This is a genomic window from Methylobacterium sp. C33D (assembly GCF_053345825.1).
Genome location: NZ_JBKFAV010000004.1, coordinates 38,814 through 59,725 on the forward strand (window position 1 = coordinate 38,814; position 20,912 = coordinate 59,725).

Consider the following 20,912-nt stretch of genomic DNA (forward strand, 5'->3'; position numbering starts at 1 on the left):
CTCTGTCTCCGGATCGACAGGAACCCGCGGCCGGGCCTTCAAGATTTCTGTGCGATCTTGTGCCATAGGACGAAAAAAACGAGATGTCCGCCGAGAAATCCGCCATGCGCAACCTCTCCCTCAAGCAGCTCCAGGCGGTCGCTGCCGTGGCCCGCCTCGGCACCATGACCCGGGCTGCGCAGGAGCTGAACGTCACCTCGGCCGCCCTCTACGCGCGCATCCGCCAGCTGGAGGAGGAGGCCGGGCTGCTGCTGTTCGACCGGACGCCGGGCGGCCTCAAGCCGACGGATGCCGGCCGCGAGATGCTCTGGGCGATCGACAGCATCAACACGGTGCTGGAGACCTGCACCGACCGCCTGCGCACCCTGCGCGGCGCGGAGGGCGGGCGCGTGGCGCTCGGCGTCGTCTCCACCGCCAAGTACTTCGCCCCGCAGGTGATCGCGGGCTTCGTCAAGAAGCACCCCGGTGTCGAGATCAGCCTGTCGGTGCGCAACCGCGGCCAGACCGTGGAGGCGCTGCGCGGCTACGAGATCGACTTCGCCCTCATGGGCCGCCCGCCCCGGGACTTCCCGATCGAGGCCGCCACCTTCGGGCCGCACCCGATCGTGCTGATCGCGCCGCCGGGCCATCCCCTGGCGGGCCGGACCGACCTGAACCGCGAGGACCTCGCCGACCAGCCGTTCTTCCTGCGCGAGGAGGGTTCGGGCACCCGCATGGTCTTCGAGGAGTTCATGACCGGCGTCCTGGTCAAGCGGGCGCCGCTGGACATCGACACCGGGTCGAACGAGACCATCAAGCAGGCGGTGATGGCCGGGCTCGGGATCGCGCTGCTCTCGGTGCATTCCGTGGCGGCCGAGCTGGAGAGCGGCCGCCTCGTCCTCCTCAACGTCAGGGGCCTGCCGATCCGGCGCGACTGGTACGCGGTGAGGCGCGCCGACAAGGTGCTGGGTCCCGCCGCCTCCGCGGTCTGGTCCTACCTGATGTCGGAGGGCGCGCGCAGCCTCCCGGGCGTCGCCCAGAGCGGCCTCGTGCCGGCCGGAGCCAAGGCGTGAGCGCCGGCGTCGTCGTGGCCGGGGCCGGGCAGGCCGGGTTCCAGCTCGCCGCCTCCCTGCGGGAGGGCGGGTTCCGGGACCCGATCACCCTGGTGGGCGACGAGACCGCCCTGCCCTATCAGCGGCCGCCGCTCTCGAAGGCCTACCTCGCCGGCAAGACCGACCGCGAGGGCCTGTTCCTGCGCCCGCCCGGCTTCTTCGCCGAGCACGCCATCGCGCACCGTCCGGGGCTCCGCGCCGTCGCGATCGACCGGGACGCGCGCCGCCTGCAGCTCTCGGACGGCACCGGCCTCCCCTACGACCACCTCGTGCTCGCCGCCGGCGCGCGCAACCGCCCCCTGCCGGTCCCGGGCGCCGAACTCGCGGGCGTGCGCCAGCTGCGCGGCCTCGCGGATGCCGACGCCCTCAAGGAGGATCTCGCCGCGGCCCGGGCCGCCGTGGTCGTCGGGGCCGGCTTCATCGGGCTCGAATTCGCCGCCGTCGCGGCCGCGCGCGGCGTCCCGGTGACGGTGATCGAGGCGGCCGATCGGCCCATGGCCCGGGCGGTCTCGTCCGAGATGGGCGCGTTCTTCCGCCGTGCCCACGCCGCGATGGGCGTGCGCTTCGCCTTCGGGGCCGGCGTGACGGCGATCGTCGGCCGGGACGGCCGCGCCGCGGGCGTCGCCCTGGCGGACGGACGCGAACTCGCGGCCGACCTGATCCTCGTGGGGATCGGCGTCCTGCCGAACCGGGAACTCGCCGCGGAGGCCGGCCTCCCGGCCGAGGACGGCGTGCGGGTCGACGCGTTCCTGGCGACGCCCGACCCGGCCATCTCGGCGATCGGCGATTGCGCCCGCTTCCCGAGCCCCTTCGCCCGCGGGCTGACGCCGGACGGGACGGTGCGGATCGAGTCCGTGCAGAACGCCATCGACCAGGGCCGCTGCCTCGCGGCGCGCCTCACCGGCAAGCCCGCCGCCTACGGCGCGCTGCCGTGGTTCTGGAGCGACCAGGGTCCGCACAAGCTGCAGATCGCGGGCCTGTCGGGACCCGGCGATGCCAGCGTGGTCCGCGGAACCGGCGACGCCATCTCGGTCTTCCGCTTCCGCGACGGGCAGCTGAGCGCGGTGGAGTCCGTCGACCGCGCGGGCGACCACATGATCGCGCGGCGCCTGCTCGCGGCCGGGACGCCGCTGACGCCCGATCAGGCGGCCGACCCGGATTTCGACCTGAAGGGTCTCGCGCTGCGGCGAGCCTGACCTCAGCCCGGGAACGCCACCGGCGCCGGCTTCTGGCGCAGGGCGATGGCCGTGGCGATCCCGAGCGCCAGGATGGTGACAGCACAGCCCAGGAGCGCCCCGAGCTGGCCGAACCGGAGCAGCGCCTGCCCGATCACCGCGACGCCGAGCGCCTGGCCGCAGAAGAACGAGAAGGCGTGGAGCGCCACCGCGGAGGCCCGGGCTTTGGGCGCGACCTCGGTGACCTGCGTCTGGTAGGTGTTGTGCAGCATGTAGAAGCCGAGGCCCATGGCGGTGAGCGCGGCGCAGTCGACCTGCCACGAGCCCGCGAGCCCGACCACGGTGAGCGACGCGCCGCAGATCAGGCCGCCGCCGATCAGCATCCGCGGCAGGCCGAGCAGCCGCACCAGCAGCCCGACGAGCGCCGAGTAGAGCAGGCCGCCGACCGCGAACCCCGCCAGCACCAGACCGGCCTCGCGCGGGCCGCCCTCGCCCCGCGCCTCGATCAGCGGGGCGAGGTGCGGGAACACGCCGAAGATCGCGATCGCCTCGATGAACACCGCCGCGAACAGCACCCGCGCCCGGGGATTGCCCAGGATCGTGCGGTAGCGCGTCACCGCCTCGCCGAAGGCGGGGCGGCGGGCGGGGGCCCGGCCGGCCCGGTCGAAGCCGAGGACGGTCGCCGCGCAGGCGAGCGCCGCCACCGCGGCGGTGACCGCGAAGACGCCGCGCCAGCCGATCGCCGCCTCGATCAGGCCCGCGAAGGTCGAGCCCGAGAGCTGGCCGAGGATCACCGCCACGAGGAAGCGCCCGATCGCCACCTGCCGGCTCTCCATCGGCACGCGGTCGCCGAGGAGCGCCAGCGACAGCGGGATGCAGCCGCCCGCGGCCGCCCCCGCCAGCATGCGCAGGCCGAACAGGCTGCCGATATCCGGCGCGACGCTGCACAGGGTCAGCGCCACGGCGAGCACCGCGAGGCAGGTGCTCATCACCCGCTCCTTGCCGAGCGCGTCGCCGATCGGGCCGAGCACCGGCTGGATGAACGCGTAGGGCAGCGCGAAGGCGGTGGAGAGGAGCGCCACGGTGTGCGCGTCGCTCGCGAGGTCCCGCGCGAGCACGCCGACCAGGGGCTCGACCGAGCGGAGCGCGAAGGTGCTGCCGAAGCCCGCGCAGGCCAGCACGAGGATCAGGCGCGGGATCGACGCGGCCGGCGGCGCGGCGACGGCCGCGCTGGTCGGGAGAGCCGGCTCTGTGCTGTCGGTCATGGCACGCTTCGCGACGCGGGCGGGGTCAGGATCGCGGCATCGCATCTCCCTCGCCGGAGCGGAACCCCGCCGCGCGACAGATCAGTGCGCGTAGAACGCGGGGTCGGGATTGTCGGTCGGGTGCGCGAAGGCCCAGCGCAGGGCCGACGACAGCGGCACGTTGTAGTTGAGGCCGCGCGGCGGCACCGGTTTCAGGAACCAGCGGTCGTAGAGCACCATGATCTCGGGGCTCCGGTAGAGATCGGCCGTCGCCCGGTCGACCACCGCCTTGAAGGCCGGATCGTCCTTGCGCAGCATGATCCCGTAGGGCTCCGGGTTGGACAGGGTCTCGTCGCTGACCACGTAGGCGGCGGGCTCCTTGGACTGGGCCGCGACCACGCTGAGCTGCACGTCGTCCATGACGAAGGCCGAGGCCCGGCCGGTCTCGACCATGAGGAAGCCCTCCGGGACGTCCTTGGCGGCGATCACCGTGATGCCGAGCTTGCGCTCGTTGTTGGCCTTGATCAGCATCAGGATGTTGGTCGAGCCGGCCACCGACGAGACCGTCTTGCCGCGCAGGTCGTCCAGGCTGGCGATGTGCTGGTCCTTCCGGGAGACGAAGCGGGTCGCCGTCAGGAAGTGGGTGTTGGTGAAGTCCACCTGCTTCTTGCGCTCGGCGTTGTTGGTGGTCGTCCCGCACTCGAGGTCGATCGTGCCGTTGGTCATCAGCGGGATGCGGGACGAGGAGTTGACGAACTCCATCCCGACCTCGAGGCCCGGCATCTTCAGCTCGCGCTTCACCGCGTCGGCGATCTTCAGGCAGATGTCGACCGCGAAGCCGACGACCTTCTGGTTCTGGTCCAGGTAGCTGAACGGCGTGGCGGTATCGCGCACGCCGAGGACCAGCCTGTTGCTGTCGTGGATCTTCTTGAGGGTGCCGGTGAGCTCGGCGGCCCGTGTGGCCCCCGAGGGGGCGCCGAGGAGGAGCGCGGCGACGAGGGGAGCGAGCAGACGCATGGGCCGACGGGTTCCGGTCGCGCGAGGGGCCGCCAGCGGGATGACCCGCCGGCGGGAGACCGGACCGCGCGCCGGGGCCGGCCCCCGGCCGGAGCCCCAGCAAGAGTCCGGCCGCGCTCAGGCGGACGCGGCCGCCTGGTGCGCCTCGGCGAGCTGCGCGTCCGCGGCCGCGACCTTCCGCGAGGCCGGGCGGGACCGGATGCGCTCCACGTAGGCGGTCAGCACCGGATCGGGCGCGACGAGGCCGAAGCCCGTCGTCCAGCCGAGGGCGCCGCCCCACAGCACGTCGGCGGCGCTGAAGCGCGCCCCGAGCAGGTACGGGCCGGGCGTCAGGGCCTCCTTCACCCGGGCGATGACGCTGTCGTAATCCGCGTAGGCCGACATGGCGCGCGGGCCCGGCTCCCGCTGCAGGTGCCGGTCGATCACCGCGGGCTCGAAGCAGGAGCCGTAGAACACCATCCAGCGCAGGTAGGTGGCCCGGTCGGGCTCGGTCGGAGCCGGGGCGAGCCCCGCCTCGGGGAACAGGTCGGCGAGGTAGAGGTAGACGGCCGCCTGCTCGGTCACCAGGGCGTCGCCGTGGCGGATCGCCGGCACCTTCGCCATCGGGTTGACGGCGCGATAGGCGTCCTGGAGGTGCTCGCCGGCGCGCATGTTGAGCGCGTGCAGCCGGTACGGGACCCCGAGTTCCTCGAGCAGCACGCGCACGCCCGACGAGCGGGTATTGGGCGAATGATAGAGCTCGATGTCAGGCATAGTGGTCGTTCCGCCCCGTTCGAGGATTGTCGATTCGTTGGCCTGTACGCTCTTACCCGTGGACCGACGGGTCAACCGCGGACCGGAGCGCCACTTCTCCAGGGACCGGAATCGCGGCAGGAACGTTGGGCGATTGTGCGTTGCCGCGCGTTGGGCCTCCGACCGGCACGACGCGAGCCGGGGGTTACGAGTTCTGATGGCGAAGATTCTGCTGGTCGAGGACCACGAAGAGATCTGGGACTTCCTCTCGCGCCGCCTCAAGCGGCGCGGCTACGAGGTGATGCTCGCCCATGACGGCGAGGCCGGCGTCCGGCAGGCCCGCTCGGGCCAGCCCGACGTGATCCTCCTCGACATGAACCTGCCGGTCCTGGACGGCTGGTCGGTCGCCCGGACCCTGAAATCCGGCACCGACACGCGGGCGATCCCGATCATCGCGCTGACGGCCCACGCCATGTCGGGCGACCGCGACAAGGCGATCCAGGCGGGATGCGACGACTACCACCCGAAGCCCGTCGATTTCTCGAAGCTGCTCAGCCAGATCAGCGCCGCCCTGGGCGAGACCGCGCAGGCGAGCTGACCCGGCCGCGGACGCGCGACCTGTGGCCCCGAGACCTGATGTGAGTGGAGCGTGTCCGTGAGCGAGGATCCCGTCACCGCCCAGCGCCTGCGGCAGGGCCTGCCGGTCTTCGTCGCGCTGGCCTCGATCCTCCTCGTGGTCGCCACGATGGCGGCCCTCTACCTCGGGCGCGAGATCCTCGTGCCGGTGACGCTGGCGATCCTCCTGAGCTTCGTCCTCGTTCCGGCGGTGCGGATGCTGCGGCGGCTGCGCGTGCCGCGCGCCCCGGCGGTCCTGCTGGTGGTGGTGATCGTCTTCGGCGCCCTGTTCGGCCTCGGCAGCCTGATCGCCAGCGAGGCGTCCCAGCTCGCCTCCGACCTGCCGCGCTACACCCAGGTGATGCGCACGAAGATCAAGGACCTGCGCGGGGCGACGGCCGGGACCGGCACGCTCTCGCGGATCGTCGACATGGTGCAGGATCTCAGCGCCACCCTGCAGCCGCCGCCGGCCGCGGAGGTCCGCGGCGAGCCGGGATCGCGCACGCACCCGCTCACGGTCGAGCTCACCCCCGCCCGCGCCAGCGTCGTCGACACGCTTCAGACCTTCGCGGGCCCGATCCTGCACCCGCTGGCCACCACCGGCCTGATCCTGATCTTCACGATCTTCATCCTGCTCCAGCGCGAGGACCTGCGGAACCGGGCGATCCGGCTCGCCGGCGGCTCGGGCGACCTGCGCCGGACCACGGCGGCGATCGACGACGCCACCAGCCGGCTGAGCCGCTTCTTCCTGGCCCAGCTCGCGCTCAACATCGCCTTCGGCCTCGTCATCGGCGTCGGGCTCTGGGTGATCGGCGTCCCGAGCCCGACCCTGTTCGGCGTCCTCGCGGCGATCCTGCGCTTCGTGCCCTACATCGGTGCCGCGATCAGCGCCCTGCTGCCGCTGATCCTCGCCGCCGCCGTCGATCCCGGCTGGAGCATGGTGATCGCCACCGCGGCCCTGTTCCTCGTGGTCGAGCCGATCTGCGGCCACGTGATCGAGCCGCTGCTCTACGGGCACTCCACCGGCCTCTCGCCGGTCGCCGTCATCCTGGCCGCGACGATCTGGACCTTCCTGTGGGGCCCGATCGGCCTCGTGCTGGCCACCCCCCTCACCGTCTGCCTGGTGGTGCTCGGCCGGCACGTGGAGCGGCTCTGGTACCTCGACGTGCTGCTCGGCGACCAGCCCGCCCTGTCACCGCCCGAGATCTTCTACCAGCGCATGCTGGCCGGCGATCCGGTGGAGGCGATCGACCAGGGGTGGCAGTTCCTGAAGGAGCGCGCGCTCGTCACCTACTACGACGAGGTCGCCCTCGCGGGCCTGCTGCTGGCGCAGGAGGATCTGTCCCGCGGCACCCTGGATCGGGAGCGGCAGGCGGAGGTCGGTGCCGCGATTGCGACGGTGGTGGACCGCCTGGGCACGGCGCCGGTCGGGCGCCGTGCCCGGCGGGGATCCGGCCGCGGGCCCGACACCGAGACCGCGGCGGCCCTGGCCGCCGTCGGGCCCGACCGGCAGGTGGCCGGCATCGTTCTGGAGCGCGAGGACCTCGCGCCGAACTGGCGCAGTGAGACGCCGGTCCTGTGCGTGTCGAGCCGCGGCCCGTTCGACGAGGCGGCGACGCTGATGCTGAGCCAGATCCTCGCGCGCCACGGGCTGGCCTCGCAGATCCTGTCCATGGCGGCGATCCGTGCCGGCGAGCGGCCCGAGAACCCGGACGGCCTCGCGCTGATCTGCTTCTCCTACCTGGAGCCGGTGAGCCTGTCGCAGATCCGCTTCACCGTCCGGCAGGCCCGGGCGGCGGTGCCGGGTGTCCGCATCCTGGTCGGCTTCTGGCGCGAGCGCGATCCCGCGACCCTGGAGCGCCTCCGCCGGGCGACCTCGGCCGACTTCCTGGTGACGTCGCTGAACGAGGCGCTGTCGGCGGTGCTGGGCGCCTGTCGCGAACCCGCGCCGCCCCGGGTCGTCACGGCACCCGTGGGCGCGCCGGCCGCGGCGGCGCGGCCGGCAGCGGCATGAGAGCGTCGCGCGACACCGCCGCCGGGGATACCATGTCGACTTCGGCCGTCCGGCCGCTAATCTCGCTCACGCATTTCGTGATCGACCGCGCGCAGAGGTCTTTCCCGTCCTGGAAGGTGACGACCGCCTCGCATGTCTGAAACGCCAGAAACGCCGCCCTCCGGGCCGAGTCCCCCGATCCGGGACAGCGCCCCGAGCGACATCACCGACCGCAAGAGCGACATCTTCTTCGCGGCGGTCGAGACGACGCGGATGCCGATGATCGTCACCGATCCGCGCCAGCCCGACAACCCCATCATCTTCGCCAACAGGGCATTCCTGGCGATGACCGGCTACACGCCGGAAGAGCTGATCGGGCGCAACTGCCGCTTCCTCCAGGGTCCCGACACCGACCGAGAGAGTGTCGCGCAGATCCGCGCGGCGATCGCGGAAAAGCGCGAGTTCGCCACCGAGATCCTGAACTACCGCAAGAACGGATCGACCTTCTGGAACGCCCTGTTCGTCTCGCCGGTCTACAATGCCGACGGCGAGCTCGTGTACTACTTCGGCTCGCAGCTCGACGTCTCGCGCCGCCGCGACGCCGAGGAGGCCCTGGGCCAGGCCCAGAAGATGGAGGCGCTCGGCCAGCTCACCGGCGGCATCGCGCACGATTTCAACAACCTGCTGCAGGTGATCGTCGGCTACGTCGACATCCTGGCGGCCGGCCTGGAGAAGCCCGACGCCGACCGCGCGCGGCTCGGCCGCGCCACCGAGAACATCCGGCAGGCGGCCGAGCGCGCCACGACGCTGACCCAGCAATTGCTGGCCTTCGCCCGCAAGCAACGGCTGGACGGCCGCGCGGTCAATCTCAACACCCTGATCGAGGGGATGGGCGAGATGGTCGCCCGCTCCGTGGGCGAGGCCGTGAAGGTCGAGCTCGACCTCGCGGCGGATCTCTGGAACTGCCGCGTCGACCCGACCCAGGCCGAGGTCGCGATCCTGAACGTGCTGATCAACGCCCGCGACGCGATGCCGGAGGGCGGCACCGTCCGGATCTCCACCGAGAACAACGAGATCGCCGCGCGTGGCCGGGAGATCGGGCCTCTGCGCGACGGCCGCTACGTCAGCATCGCCATCAGGGACAGCGGCACCGGCATCCCGCCGGCCGTGCTCGCCCGCGTGATGGACCCGTTCTTCACCACCAAGGAGGAGGGGAAGGGCACGGGCCTCGGCCTGTCGATGGTCTACGGCTTCGCCAAGCAGTCGGGCGGCGCCGCGCAGATCGAGTCGACGGTCGGGTCCGGCACGACGGTGCGCCTGTCGTTCCCCGCGACCGACGGCGACGTGAACGCCCCCGCGAAGGTCTCGCTGCGGGCCGTGGACCGCCAGGGCACCGAGACGATCCTGATCGTCGACGACCGCGAGGACGTGGCCGAACTCGCCCGCACCATCCTGCGGGACTTCGGCTACACGACGCTGGTGGCGAGCAACGCCCGCGAGGCCCTGGAGATCCTGGACTCGAGCGAGAAGGTCGACCTGCTGTTCACCGACCTGATCATGCCGGGGGGCATGAACGGGGTGCTGCTGGCCCGCGAGGCCCGGCGGCGCCAGCCCAAGCTCAAGGTGCTGCTCGCCACGGGCTACGCGGAGGCGAGCCTGGAGCGAACCGATATCGGCGGCTCGGAGTTTGATCTCCTGAACAAGCCCTACCGGCGCACGGAGCTGGTCCGCCGCGTGCGCGCGATCCTCGACGGTCCGACCGGGGTGGGCTGAGCTTCGGGAGACGGCCCATGTCCCAGGGCGACAAGTCGAAATACACCGACAAGCAGAAGCGCAAGGCCGAGCACATCGCCGACTCGTACGAGGCCCGCGGCGTGCCGGAGAAGGAGGCGGAGGCCCGCGCCTGGGCCACCGTCAACAAGGACGACGGCGGCGGCAAGAAGCCGGGCGGATCGGGTCGCGGCAAGGCCACCGGCCACCCGGCCGCCCACAAGGGCGGCGCGTCCGGCGGCAAGGCCTCGGCCGGTCGGACGGCCGCGGAGCGCTCCGCCTCCGCCCGGAAGGCCGCCGCGACCCGCAAGGCCAACGCCGCCGCGCGGGCCTGATCCCGTCGCGAACCGTGTCTCCGGCGTCCGGGGTCGATCTCAGTCCCGCCGCTCGGCGAGCTTGACCAGCGCGTGCAGCAGCCGGTTCGCCGGCGTCGGGATCCCGTGCACCGCGCCCCGGCGCACGATGGTGCCGTTGAGGTGGTCGATCTCGCTCGGCCGGCCGCGGGCCAGGTCCTGGGCGGTGGACGAGCGCTGTCCGGCCATGGCGGCGCTGAGCGCCATCACGTCGTCGAGGATGCCGGGCGACACGGACACGCCCTCGGCCTCCGCGACGCGCGCGCATTCCTGCACGACGTCCGCGATGACCGCGGTCACGCCCTCGCCCTGCACCAGGCGGCCGTAGGGCAGCTGCGTCAGGGCCGACAGGGCGTTGTAGGCGCAGTTGATGATCAGCTTCGCCCAGAGCGCGTCGACGGCCCTCGCCGAGACGGTGGTCGGGATGCCGGCCGCCGCGAACGCGGCGGCGACGCGCGCGCTCGTCTCGGACGCGCCGAGGATCAGGTCGCCGCGCCCGTTGTGCCGGACACGGCCGGGGCCGGCCATCGCGGTGGCGACGTAGACAGCCACCGGCACGACCGGGCGGCCCAGCACCGCGGCGAGCCGCTCGGCGTTGTCGACGCCGTTCTGGAGGCTCAGGACCGTGGCGGCCGGATCGAGATGGGGGGCGATCATCGCGCCCGCCGCCGCGGTGTCGCCCGACTTCACGCAGACCAGCACGAGGTCGGCGCCCGACACGCCCGCCCCCGCATCGGTCGCCCGGACCGGCACGGAGGCCGTCCCGGCCGCGCTCTCCAGCACGAGACCGTCCTTCTCCACCGCCTCGACCAGGGCGGGACGGCCGATCAGCGTCACCGCGTGGCCGGCCCGCGCCAGGAGGAACCCGTAATAGCAGCCGACCGCGCCGGCCCCCACGACGGCGACGGTCAGGGCGTCGCTCACGGCGGGGCTCACGGCGCCACCGCGGCGGCGCGCTCGGGATGGAAGGGCGCCGCGCCCGCTTCAGCCGCGCGGACATGCTCCAGCAGCGCCTGGGCCGGGTGCCGCAGCCGCACGCTGTCGACCAGCTTGGCCTGGGAGCGGCAGGAATAGCCGTCCGCCAGCAGGGTGCAGCCGGGCGCCTCGGCGACGTGGCGGGCCCAGCTCAGGCCGTAGATCGCCTCGGAGGTGGCGCGGTGGCGCGCCTCGTGCCCGTAGGTCCCCGCCATGCCGCAGCAGCCGGCGGCCGGCACCTCGAGCCGCAGGCCGAGATGGGCGAACACGGCCTGCCAGTCCCGCACCGCGCCCGGCGCGTTGGTGCGCTCGGTGCAGTGGGGCAGCAGCCGCATCGTGCGCCCGCCCTGCCCCGGGGCGATCCGGTCGAGGCGGGCGGCGAGCCATTCCTGCAGGAGATGGACTTTCGGAAGGTCGCCGCCGAGCGCCTGCGCGTACTCGGACCGGTAGGTCAGCGTCATCGACGGATCGATCCCGACCAGGGGCACGCCGTGCCCGGCGAGGTCGCGCAGCATAGCGGCGTTCGACCGGGCGACGGCGGCGAACCGCGCCAGGAAGCCGTGCACGTGCAGCGGCTTGCCGTTCGGCCGGTAGGGCACCAGCCAGGGCCGGAAGCCGAGGGCGACGAGGAGGTCGCAGCTGTCGGCCACGACCGCCGCGTCGAAGTGGCTGGTGAAGGCGTCCTGCACCACCAGTACGGACCGCGCGCGCTCCCGCGGATCCAGCCGAGCCAGGGCGTCCGGGGTCGCGACGGCGACGCCGCGCTCCGCCAGCCGCGCCGCGAGCGCGACGGGCGACAGGGCCGGGATCGCCACCAGCCCGGCCCGGGCCAGGATCAGCCGGGCCAGCGGGTTGGCCAGGACCGCGTTGAAGAGGCGCGGCGCCCGCGCCGCCAGCGGCAGCAGCGGCTCCAGCGCCGCCACGAGATGGTCCTTCAGCGGCCGCGCGTAGCGCGTGTGGTAGAGCGCCAGGAACTTCGCCCGGAAGGTCGGCACGTCGACCTTGATCGGGCAGGACCCCGTGCAGGACTTGCAGGCGAGGCAGCCGTCCATCGCCTCCTTGACGGCGTGGGAGAAGTCGTCGGCCTCGGACCGGCCGCGGAGGCGGCGCCGCAGGGTCGCCGCCACGTCGGAGAGCCACCCGGCGGGCTGCCGCGCCAGCTCGGCGGCCGGGTCGATCCCGGCCTCCGCGGCGCGGCGCAGCCACTCGCGCATCAGCGAGGCGCGACCCTTGGGCGAGTGGCGCCGCTCCCGCGTCGCCTTCCAGGAGGGGCACATGGCCTCGTCCGCGTCGAAGCTGAAGCAGGCGCCGTTGCCGTTGCAGTGGAGCGCCTCGTCGAAACTCTCCCGGACCGGCGCCGGGATGGTGCGGTCCCGCTCGCCCCGGCGCGGCACGCCGTCGATCCGGGTCAGGCCCGCGCCCCTGGCCGAGGCGATCTTCCCCGGGTTCAGCCGGTCGTCCGGGTCGAAGGCGCGCTTGACCGCCTCCAGCGCCGGCATGAGCGGGCCGAACGTCGCCGGCACGAATTCCGAGCGGAAGCCCTTGCCGTGCTCGCCCCAGAGCAGGCCGCCGTACTTGGCGGTGAGCGCGACGACGCCCTCCGTGACCTCGCGGATCAGGCCGTTCTGGGCCGGATCCTTCAGGTCGATGGCCGGCCGGACGTGCAGCACGCCGGCATCGACGTGGCCGAACATGCCGTAGCGCAGGCCCTTGCCGTCGAGGAGCGCGCGGAACTCCGCGATGTAGTCGGCGAGCCGCTCCGGCGGGACCGCCGTGTCCTCCACGAACGGGATCGGGCGCGCTTCGCCCTTGGCGGCGCCGAGCAGGCCCACCGCCTTCTTGCGCATGGTCCAGAGCCGCTCGATCGCGTCGCCCCGCGCGACGGTGAAGCCGAGGCGCTTCGTGTCGGTGCCGCGCTCGGCCTCCAGCATCCCGGTGAGCCGCGCGAGGGCCGCCTCCACGGTCACGGCGTCGTCGCCGACGAACTCCACGAGGTTGATGCCGTCCACCGGCCGCCCGGCCGGGTCGTCGGGGAAGAAGGCCCGCACCTCGGCCCAGATCGGGTCCTTGCGGGCCAGCGCCAGGACCGTGGAGTCGATCGTCTCCACCGAGGCGGCGCCGAACGGCAGCAGCGCCTGCGCGTCGCGCAGCGCCGCGTCGAAATCGATGTACGAGAGCGCGACCAGCACGGCGGCCTTCGGGATCGGCAGCACGTTGAGCCGCGCCTCGGCGATCAGCGCCAGCGTGCCTTCCGAGCCGCAGATCACGCTCTTGAGATCGAACCGGCCGCCCGCGTCGCGCAGGTGCGCGAGGTCGTAGCCGGTGAGGCAGCGGTTGAGCTTGGGGAAGCGCTCGGCGATCAGCGCCGCGTTCTCGGTGACGACGGCGTCGACGGCGCGGTGGATGGCGCCGACGCGGTCGTCGCGGCCCTTGGCGGCGTCGAGCCCGGCCGGGTCCAGGGGCTCGGCGGTCCAGACCGTGCCGTCGGTGAGCACACAGGTCAGCGCGAGGACGTGGTCCCGGGTCTTGCCGTAGAGGCACGAGCCCTGCCCGCAGGCATCGGTCGAGATCATCCCGCCGATCGTGGCGCGGTTCGACGTGGAGAGTTCCGGCGCGAAGAACAGGCCGTGCTTGGCGAGTTCCCGGTTGAGCTGGTCCTTCACCACCCCCGGCTCGACCCGGACGACGCAGTTCGCGACGTCGATCTCCAGGATGCGGTTCATGTGCCGCGAGGTGTCGACCACGAGGCCGTGGCCCAGCGACTGGCCGTTGGTGCCGGTCGCCCCGCCCCGCGGCCGGATCACGATCTCGGCGAAGCGCGGATCCGCGAGGAGCTTGGCAACGCGCACGAGGTCGTCGCGGGTGCGCGGAAAGGCCACGGCCCCAGGCGCCACCTGGTAGATCGAGTTGTCGGTGGAGAAGACCGTGCGGTCGGCGTCCGAGAGCGTCAGGTCGCCCTCGAAGCCGCGCAGGCGCAGCTCGGCGCAGGCCGCGGCGTAGAGCGGGACTTCCTCGGTATGGCGGGTCAGGACGGGGATCATCCGCGCCTTCTACACCCGGCGGATCGCGGGAGACCATCGGCGCCGGGACGGGGCGTGCTGGCATCCGGCTTGCCACGCACCCGCGACTTCCCGCGACCTCCCGCAATCTCCGGAACGGATGCCCATGAACGCGAGCCTCGAACGGGTCAGGGACGCCCTGGCCGAGCTGATCAAGGCCGCCCTCCTCTCGGACGACGGACTGAGCCGCGCCTGCCGCGACGCGGGTCACGCCAAGCTCGCCGCCCTCGCGGGCGATCCGCCCGAGCCCGAGAGCCTGCGGATGGACGGCGCCTGGACGCTCGCCGTCCAGGAGGCGGAGAGTCCGGAACTCGCGCCGCTGGAAGGTCGGGTGAATCTGACCCTGCCGCGCGCCTGCCCCTTCACCCTGGACGAGCTCCTCGCGCCCGGTCTCGACGTGGATCAGGCCGTGGCGCGCATCCGCAAGAGCGCCTCGACCGGCTGATCGCGCCTGTTGAGGAGTGCCGGCACGGCGTTGCCGCGGGCGGGCGGGACACCCATGTTAGCCTCACAGGACCGACGCCCCGGTCCCGCGCCCGCACGCGGGTCCCGTCTATCGCAGAACTCTCCGGCACCCCCCTTTTGGCACGACGCACCACCGCCCCGGCGGCCGAGCCCACCGCTCCGCAGCCCTTCCCCACCCGCGAGCAGATCCTCGCCTTCGTGGCCGAGTCGAAGGAGCGCGTGGGCAAGCGGGAGATTGCCAAGGCCTTCGGGATCAAGGGGGCCGCCAAGATCGACCTGAAGCGTGTCCTCAAGGAGATCGAGGAGGACGGCGCCCTCGACCGCGGCCGCGGCGGCCTCGCTCCGGCGGGCCACCTGCCGCCGGTCGTGCTGGCCGACATCCGCTCCCGCGACCGCCACGGCGATTTCCTGGCGGTCCCGGTGGAGTGGACCGGGACCGGCAAGCCGCCCGGCATCGTGCTGACCCAGCCGCGCGGCCCCCGCAAGGGCAACCGCCCGGCCCCGGGGATCGGCGACCGCGCCCTGGTCAGGGTCGAGCGCGACGCGGAGGGCGGCTACAGCGGCCGGGTCGTCAAGGTCATCGGGAAGAACAAGGCCGAGATCATCGGCGTCTACCGGGCCGGCGCGCAGGGCGGCCGGATCGTGCCCGTCGAGAAGCGCGCGCAGGGCCGCGAGATCCTGATCCCGCCCGGCGAGGAGGGGCAGGCCCGCGACGGTGACCTCGTCAGCGTCTCGCTGGAGCGCGAGACCCGGTTCGGCTTGCCGAAGGGGCGTGTGCGGGAGCGGCTCGGCTCGCTCGGTTCCGAGAAGGCGGTGAGCCTGATCGCCCTGCACCTCCACAACATCCCGCACGTCTTCGCCGACGCGACGCTGGCGGAGGCCGATTCCGCGAAGCCCGCCACCCTGAAGGGCCGCGAGGACTGGCGCGACCGGCCGCTCGTGACCATCGACCCGCCGGACGCCAAGGACCACGACGACGCCGTCATGGCCGAGGCCGATCCCGACCCGGCCAATCCCGGCGGCTTCGTCCTCACCGTCGCCATCGCGGACGTGGCCGCCTATGTCCGGCCGGGCTCCAGCCTCGATCGCGAGGCGCTTGAGCGGGGCAACTCGGTCTACTTCCCCGACCGGGTCGTGCCGATGCTGCCCGAGCGGATCTCGAACGATCTCTGCTCGCTCCGCGAGGGCGAGGACCGGCCGGCGCTGGCGGTGCGGATGGTTATCGCCGCCGACGGCGAGAAGCGCCGCCACGGCTTCCACCGGGTGATGATGCGCTCACGCGCCAAGCTCGCCTACGCGCAGGCCCAGGCCGCCATCGACGGGCGGCCGGACGACGCGACCGGCCCGCTGCTGGAGTCGGCGCTCCGCCCCCTCTGGGCCGCCTACGCGGCCCTGCGCGCGGCCCGCGACCGCCGGGGGCCGCTGGCCCTCGACCTGCCCGAGCGCAAGGTCCTCCTGAGCCCCGAGGGCGCGGTCGACCGGGTGATCGTGCCGGAGCGCCTCGACGCCCACCGGCTGATCGAGGAGTTCATGATCCAGGCGAACGTCGCCGCCGCCGAGACCCTGGAGCAGGCGCGCCAGCCCCTGATCTACCGCGTCCACGACGAGCCCGCCCTGGAGAAGATGCGGGCGCTCGGCGAGGTCCTCGCCTCGGTGGGCATCAAGCTGCCGAAGGAGGGGGCGCTGCGGCCCGCCCTGTTCAACCGGATCCTCGCCACGGCGGCCGAGACCGAGCACGGCGTCTTCCTCAACGAGGTGATCCTGCGCAGCCAGGCCCAGGCCGTCTACGCCCCGGAGAATCTCGGGCATTTCGGCCTGAACCTGCGCCGCTACGCGCACTTCACCTCGCCGATCCGGCGCTACGCCGACCTGATCGTGCACCGGGCGCTGATCACCGCCTGCCGGCTCGGATCGGACGGTCTCGCGGGCGACGTCTCCCTCGGCGAATTGGCGCAGATCGGCGAGCAGATCTCGGCGGCCGAGCGCCGCGCCATGGCGGCCGAGCGCGAGACGATCGACCGCCTCATCGCCCACCACCTCGCCGACCAGGTCGGCGCGACGTTCGCGGGCCAGATCGCCGGCGTCACCCGGGCCGGCCTGTTCATCAAGCTCGACGAGACCGGCGCGGACGGCTTCGTGCCGGTCTCGCAGCTCGGCGCCGACTATTTCCGCCACGAGGAGGGCCGTCACGCCCTGGTCGGCGAGCGCACCGGGGAGACGTTCCGTCTCGGCGACCGGGTCGAGGTGCGGCTCGTCGAGGCCGCGCCGGTGGCCGGGGCGCTGCGGTTCGAGCTGCTCAGCGAGGGCCGGAGCCGCTCCGGCGCGCGGAGCGCCGGTCCGGGCAAGAAATCCGGCGGGCGGCCCTTCAAGGCCGCGCCGCCCGGTCGTCCCCCCGGCATCCGCAACACCGGGTCGCGCCACCGCGGCTCGCGCCGCTGACCCGGGCCGTGTACAGCCAGGGCATGGCCGCCGACGCGATTCCCGAGCGCACCCGCCTGATCCCCGCGATGGCCCGGGGCTTCGTCGGCCGCTGCCCGCATTGCGGCCGGGGCCGGATCTTCGGCCGCTTCCTCAAGGTGCGGCCGGAATGCGACGTCTGCGGCCTGGAGCTGCACCATCACCGGGCCGACGACCTGCCGCCCTACGTGGTGATCTTCATCGTCGCCCACATCGTCGGCTACCTGATCCTGGAGACCGAGAGCGCCTACGAGGTGCCCCTCTGGGTCGAGATGGGCGTGTGGCCGGTCTTCACCCTCGTCTTCGCGCTGGCCCTGCTCCAGCCCGTGAAGGGCGCCGTCGTCGGGCTGCAATACGCCCTTGGCATGCACGGCTTCGCCACGCTACCGCGGAGCCGCCCCGCCCCGGGGCTTGAGGAGACGCGCCTTGCCGGAGCCGCAGCGGGAGCCCCCGATCGTCACAGCTCCTGAGCGGAAGCCCGCCGCGGCGCGCCTGCGGCCGCGCGACGCCGCGACCATGATCGTGATCGACCGGCGCGGTAAGGGCGGCCCGAAGGTCCTGATGGGCCGGCGCAACCCGAACCTCGCCTTCATGCCGGGCAAGTTCGTCTTTCCGGGCGGCCGGATCGAACTCGGCGACCGCCACATGCCGGTGGCCGGGGCGCTCCCGGACTACGCCGAGGCGGCGCTGACCCGGCAGGTGTCCCGGCCGCCGCACCATCTCGGCCGGGCGCTGGCCCTCGCCGCGATCCGCGAGACCTACGAGGAGACCGGCCTGCTGCTCGGCACGACCGAGCACGGCGCCCCGGAGGACGTCCCGTCGGGCTGGGAGGGTTTCGCCCGGCACGGCGTGCTGCCGGATCTCGAGGCGCTGCACCTCGTCGCCCGCGCGATCACGCCGCCCAAGCGCGTGCGCCGCTTCGACACGCGCTTCTTCGCGATCGACCGCCGGATGGTGGCGGCCGAGGAGCCGGGGCGGGTCGAGGCCGATGCCGAGTTCACCGAACTCGCCTGGGTCCGGCTCGACGCGGCCCGCAAGCTCGATCTGCCCTACATCACCCGCGCGATCCTGGACGAGCTGGAGGCGCAGATCGCCGTCGATTTCGCGCCCTACCGGACGATCCCCTTCCATTACGAGCGCTACGGGCGGCGCGAACGGGTGGCCTTGTGAGCGGTCCGGACGGATTGCAGGACGGGCGGCGCGGGATCAGTTCGGAGGATGTGGCGGCGATCTCGGCGGCCGTGACCTGCGTCACGGTCGTCGGCATCGGACTCAGCCTGTCGATCCCGCTCCTCTCGATCGAGATGGAGCGGCGCGGCGCGTCGAGCACGCTCATCGGGCTCAACACCGCGGTGGCGGGCATCGCCAGCATCTGCACGGTGCCGTTCGTGCCGCGCCTCGCCGCGCGGGTCGGCGTCGCCCCGCTGCTCGGGCTGGCGCTCCTCGTCGGGGCGATCAGCCTCGCGCTGTTCCCGCTGCTGCCGGGCATCGCCCTGTGGTTCCCCCTCCGCTTCGTGTTCTCGGCGACGCTCGGGGCGCTGTTCGTCCTCTCCGAGTACTGGATCAACGCCGCCGCCCCGCCGGAGCGCCGCGGGCTCGTGATGGGCATCTACGCCACCGTCCTGGCGGCGGGCTTCGCGGTCGGACCGCTGCTGCTGGCCCTGGTCGGGACCGAGGGGCTGGCGCCCTACGCGACCGGGGCCGCCCTCATGCTGGCCGGCGGCCTGCCCATCGCCCTGGCCCGCGGGCTGTCGCCCACGATCGAGACGGGCTCCGGCCGCGGCATCCTCGGCTACGTCCGGCTCGCCCCCGGCGCCCTGGCGGCGGCCCTGGCCTACGGGGCGGTGGAGACCGGCATCTTCGCGATCCTGCCCCTCTACGGCCTGCGCCTCGGCTACGACGCGCAAGGCGCGGCCGGCCTCGTCAGCCTGATCGCGCTGGGCAACGTGCTGTTCCAGATCCCGTTCGGCTGGCTCGCCGACCGCCTCGACCGGGGCGCGGTGCTCCTCGGCGCCGGCCTCGCGGGGGCGGCGGGCTCGGCCCTGATCCCCCTCGCGGCCGGCCATCCGGCGGCGTTCGGCCTGCTGCTCCTCGTCTGGGGCGGCATCGCCGGCACCCTCTACACGGTCGGCCTCGCGATGCTGGGCGACCGCACGCCGCCGAACGATCTCGCGGGCGCCAACGCGGCCTTCGTGGTGCTCTACAATGTCGGGCTGATGCTGGGGCCGCCGGTGATCGGCGGCGGGCTCGATCTGGTGCCGCCGAACGGATTCGCGCTGGCGCTGCTCGCCCTGTTCCTGGCCTTCGCCGGCTGGCTCGCCGCGACGGAGCGCCGGCGCGTCCGCTCTTGACCTGCCGGGCCCGATCGGGCATTCACCCGCCCGTATTCGGCCGGGCCCTCCCGGCCATTTGCGTTTCGCTCACGCGGAATGCCGCACCCTGCAGGAGCGCCGCGCCATGGCCAAGGCCGTCACCGTCAAGATCAAGCTCGTCTCCACCGCCGACACGGGCTATTTTTACGTCACGAAGAAGAATTCCCGCACGCAGACCGAGAAGCTGACGATGCGCAAGTACGACCCGGTCGCGCGCAAGCACGTCGACTTCAAGGAAACCAAGATCAAGTAAGGCGGCGGGCTGCCTCGCAGCCCGACCGCCGACAGGGAGCCGCTCCGGAGACGGGGCGGCTTTTCTCTGTCCGGTACTGCCCCGCGCGGGGCGATGGCGCGCGTTCCCGGCGGCCACCCGGCCGCCGCTCGGGCGGCCGACAGCTTGGCACCAGCCCGACTCGTTAACCGTCACGCGTCCCGGACGCGGTGCGATTCTCCGGCCGATCTCCGGCCGGCGGTCTCGGCCAGCCTTGCGGGCGGAGGGCGGGTTCGATGCAGCGGATCCTGCTGGCGATCTTCATCACCGCGACAATCCTCGCGATCTGGCTCGTCCTGACGCTGCCGGCGCACGCGCTCCGGGCGACCCGCGGGTTGCTCCCGGAGCGCCGCGTCCCGGCCCGCGCCCGGAGCCGGTCGCTCAGCCGGGGCTCGACGCGGCCAGATCCGGATCGAGTGTCCGCGCCAGGGACCGCGCGATAGCCACGAGGGCCGTCACCATCGGCGTGGACGGCTCGCGCCGCGGGGCGACGAGGCCGATCGTGTGCTCCAGGTCCGGCGCGGTGATCGGGATGGTGCGCACGCCCTCCATGGGCCCCAGGGCGTCGACCAGGATCTCCGGCATGATCGAGGCCCAGCGCAGGGTGCGCACATGGGTCAGCAGCACGATCATCGAGTTCGATTCGAGGGTCGCGGCGGGGTCCGCGCCGGCCTCCCGGATCTGCTGGTCGATGATCCGCCGGTTCTGCATGTTCGGCGTGAGCAGGCAGAGGGGCAGGCGGCTGGTCTCGGCCCAGGTGACGCTGGCGCGATCATCGAACGGCCCGCCGATCGCCGTCACCAGGCGGTAGCGCTCCCGGTAGAGGGGAACGGAGATCACCCGCCCGAGGGGCTCGTTGTCGAGGTAGGTCAGGCCCGCATCCGCCTCCAGGTTCTCGATCAGGGAGAAGATGTCGGCTGAGGTGGCGGATTCGACTGTCAGCCGCACGTCCGGGTGCCGCTCGCGGTAGGGCGTCGTGAGGTTCACGATCATCGGCAGCGCCGTGGGGATGGCGGCGATGCGCAGGTGGCCGGTCAGGCCCCGGCGCAGGCCGGTGACCTCCTCGTGCATGGCCCGCGCGTCGGCCACGATGCGCCGCGCCCATTCCAGGACCCGCTCGCCCTCGGGGGTGAAGCCCTGGAACCGGGAGCCGCGCAGCACGAGCTGCACGCCGAAGCGGTTCTCCAGCTGCTTCACGCCGGCCGAGAGGGTCTGCTGGGTCACGCCGCAGGATTCGGCGGCGTGCCCGAAATGCTGCTCGCGGGCGAGCGCGAGCAGGAAGTCCAGCTTGTCGATCACGACGGCGGCATCCCGGCACGGCGA

At 73.0% G+C, this 20,912-nt stretch carries 18 protein-coding genes; 12 read left to right on the forward strand and 6 right to left on the reverse strand.

Annotated features, from left to right (window positions below; all coding sequences use genetic code 11):
* Positions 1-104 precede the first annotated feature (104 nt).
* Positions 105-1,052 (forward strand): LysR family transcriptional regulator, encoded by a 948-nt coding sequence (locus ACLBXO_RS03805; protein WP_331313586.1) that lies wholly within the window; start codon positions 105-107, stop codon positions 1,050-1,052.
* Positions 1,049-2,287, forward strand: coding sequence for an NAD(P)/FAD-dependent oxidoreductase (locus ACLBXO_RS03810; protein WP_447684555.1), 1,239 nt, complete (start codon positions 1,049-1,051; stop codon positions 2,285-2,287). Before ACLBXO_RS03805 ends, ACLBXO_RS03810 begins: the two co-directional genes overlap by 4 nt.
* 2 nt (positions 2,288-2,289) lie before the next feature.
* On the opposite strand, the gene ACLBXO_RS03815 is transcribed toward ACLBXO_RS03810, so the two are convergent.
* The 3 genes from ACLBXO_RS03815 to ACLBXO_RS03825 form a co-directional block, all read right to left on the reverse strand.
* Entirely contained in the window at positions 2,290-3,531 is a 1,242-nt protein-coding gene (locus tag ACLBXO_RS03815) for an MFS transporter (RefSeq protein ID WP_447684556.1), read from the reverse strand.
* 81 nt (positions 3,532-3,612) lie between these two features.
* Positions 3,613-4,527, reverse strand: coding sequence for an amino acid ABC transporter substrate-binding protein (locus ACLBXO_RS03820; RefSeq protein ID WP_447684557.1), 915 nt, complete (start codon positions 4,525-4,527; stop codon positions 3,613-3,615).
* A 117-nt stretch (positions 4,528-4,644) separates the two neighbouring features.
* On the reverse strand, positions 4,645-5,280 hold the full coding sequence (locus ACLBXO_RS03825; RefSeq protein ID WP_331313561.1) for a glutathione S-transferase family protein: 636 nt from the start codon (positions 5,278-5,280) through the stop codon (positions 4,645-4,647).
* A 196-nt stretch (positions 5,281-5,476) separates the two neighbouring features.
* On the opposite strand from ACLBXO_RS03825, the gene ACLBXO_RS03830 reads away from it, so the two are divergent.
* The 4 genes from ACLBXO_RS03830 to ACLBXO_RS03845 all read left to right on the forward strand — a co-directional run bounded on the left by ACLBXO_RS03830 (position 5,477) and on the right by ACLBXO_RS03845 (position 9,972).
* Positions 5,477-5,857 (forward strand): response regulator, encoded by a 381-nt coding sequence (locus ACLBXO_RS03830; protein WP_020092557.1) that lies wholly within the window; start codon positions 5,477-5,479, stop codon positions 5,855-5,857.
* A 57-nt stretch (positions 5,858-5,914) separates the two neighbouring features.
* Positions 5,915-7,888: an AI-2E family transporter gene (locus ACLBXO_RS03835; protein ID WP_331313560.1), complete on the forward strand. Its 1,974-nt coding sequence runs from the start codon at positions 5,915-5,917 to the stop codon at positions 7,886-7,888.
* 132 nt (positions 7,889-8,020) lie between these two features.
* A complete protein-coding gene (locus tag ACLBXO_RS03840) occupies positions 8,021-9,640 on the forward strand; it encodes a hybrid sensor histidine kinase/response regulator (RefSeq protein WP_331313559.1) in 1,620 nt (539 codons plus the stop codon).
* A 17-nt stretch (positions 9,641-9,657) separates the two neighbouring features.
* Entirely contained in the window at positions 9,658-9,972 is a 315-nt protein-coding gene (locus tag ACLBXO_RS03845) for a plasmid stabilization protein (protein ID WP_331313558.1), read from the forward strand.
* Between the two features lie 39 nt (positions 9,973-10,011).
* Here ACLBXO_RS03845 and ACLBXO_RS03850 read toward each other — a convergent pair whose 3' ends face one another.
* The gene (locus tag ACLBXO_RS03850; RefSeq protein ID WP_447684638.1) at positions 10,012-10,902 is read right to left on the reverse strand and encodes a ketopantoate reductase family protein; all 891 of its coding nucleotides are present in this window, start codon (positions 10,900-10,902) and stop codon (positions 10,012-10,014) included.
* A gap of 20 nt (positions 10,903-10,922) precedes the next feature.
* Positions 10,923-14,006 carry a D-2-hydroxyglutarate dehydrogenase YdiJ gene (gene ydiJ, locus ACLBXO_RS03855; protein ID WP_447684558.1) on the reverse strand — a complete coding sequence of 1,028 codons (3,084 nt, stop codon included), beginning with the start codon at positions 14,004-14,006 and terminating at the stop codon, positions 10,923-10,925.
* Positions 14,007-14,130: 124 nt separating this feature from the next.
* On the opposite strand from ydiJ, the gene ACLBXO_RS03860 reads away from it, so the two are divergent.
* The 6 genes from ACLBXO_RS03860 (at position 14,131) to rpmG (ending at position 19,571) form a co-directional block, all read left to right on the forward strand.
* Positions 14,131-14,469 carry a hypothetical protein gene (locus ACLBXO_RS03860; protein WP_447684559.1) on the forward strand — a complete coding sequence of 113 codons (339 nt, stop codon included), beginning with the start codon at positions 14,131-14,133 and terminating at the stop codon, positions 14,467-14,469.
* 137 nt (positions 14,470-14,606) lie between these two features.
* On the forward strand, positions 14,607-16,928 hold the full coding sequence (gene rnr, locus ACLBXO_RS03865) for a ribonuclease R (protein WP_447684560.1): 2,322 nt from the start codon (positions 14,607-14,609) through the stop codon (positions 16,926-16,928).
* A gap of 23 nt (positions 16,929-16,951) precedes the next feature.
* Positions 16,952-17,416 (forward strand): DUF983 domain-containing protein, encoded by a 465-nt coding sequence (locus tag ACLBXO_RS03870; protein ID WP_331313584.1) that lies wholly within the window; start codon positions 16,952-16,954, stop codon positions 17,414-17,416.
* Positions 17,373-18,116: an NUDIX hydrolase gene (locus tag ACLBXO_RS03875; protein ID WP_331313555.1), complete on the forward strand. Its 744-nt coding sequence runs from the start codon at positions 17,373-17,375 to the stop codon at positions 18,114-18,116. Before ACLBXO_RS03870 ends, ACLBXO_RS03875 begins: the two co-directional genes overlap by 44 nt.
* Entirely contained in the window at positions 18,113-19,297 is a 1,185-nt protein-coding gene (locus tag ACLBXO_RS03880; protein WP_331313554.1) for an MFS transporter, read from the forward strand. Before ACLBXO_RS03875 ends, ACLBXO_RS03880 begins: the two co-directional genes overlap by 4 nt.
* A gap of 106 nt (positions 19,298-19,403) precedes the next feature.
* The gene (gene rpmG / locus ACLBXO_RS03885) at positions 19,404-19,571 is read left to right on the forward strand and encodes a 50S ribosomal protein L33 (RefSeq protein WP_020092568.1); all 168 of its coding nucleotides are present in this window, start codon (positions 19,404-19,406) and stop codon (positions 19,569-19,571) included.
* Between the two features lie 399 nt (positions 19,572-19,970).
* On the opposite strand, the gene ACLBXO_RS03890 is transcribed toward rpmG, so the two are convergent.
* Entirely contained in the window at positions 19,971-20,888 is a 918-nt protein-coding gene (locus tag ACLBXO_RS03890; protein ID WP_331313553.1) for a LysR family transcriptional regulator, read from the reverse strand.
* Positions 20,889-20,912 lie beyond the last annotated feature (24 nt).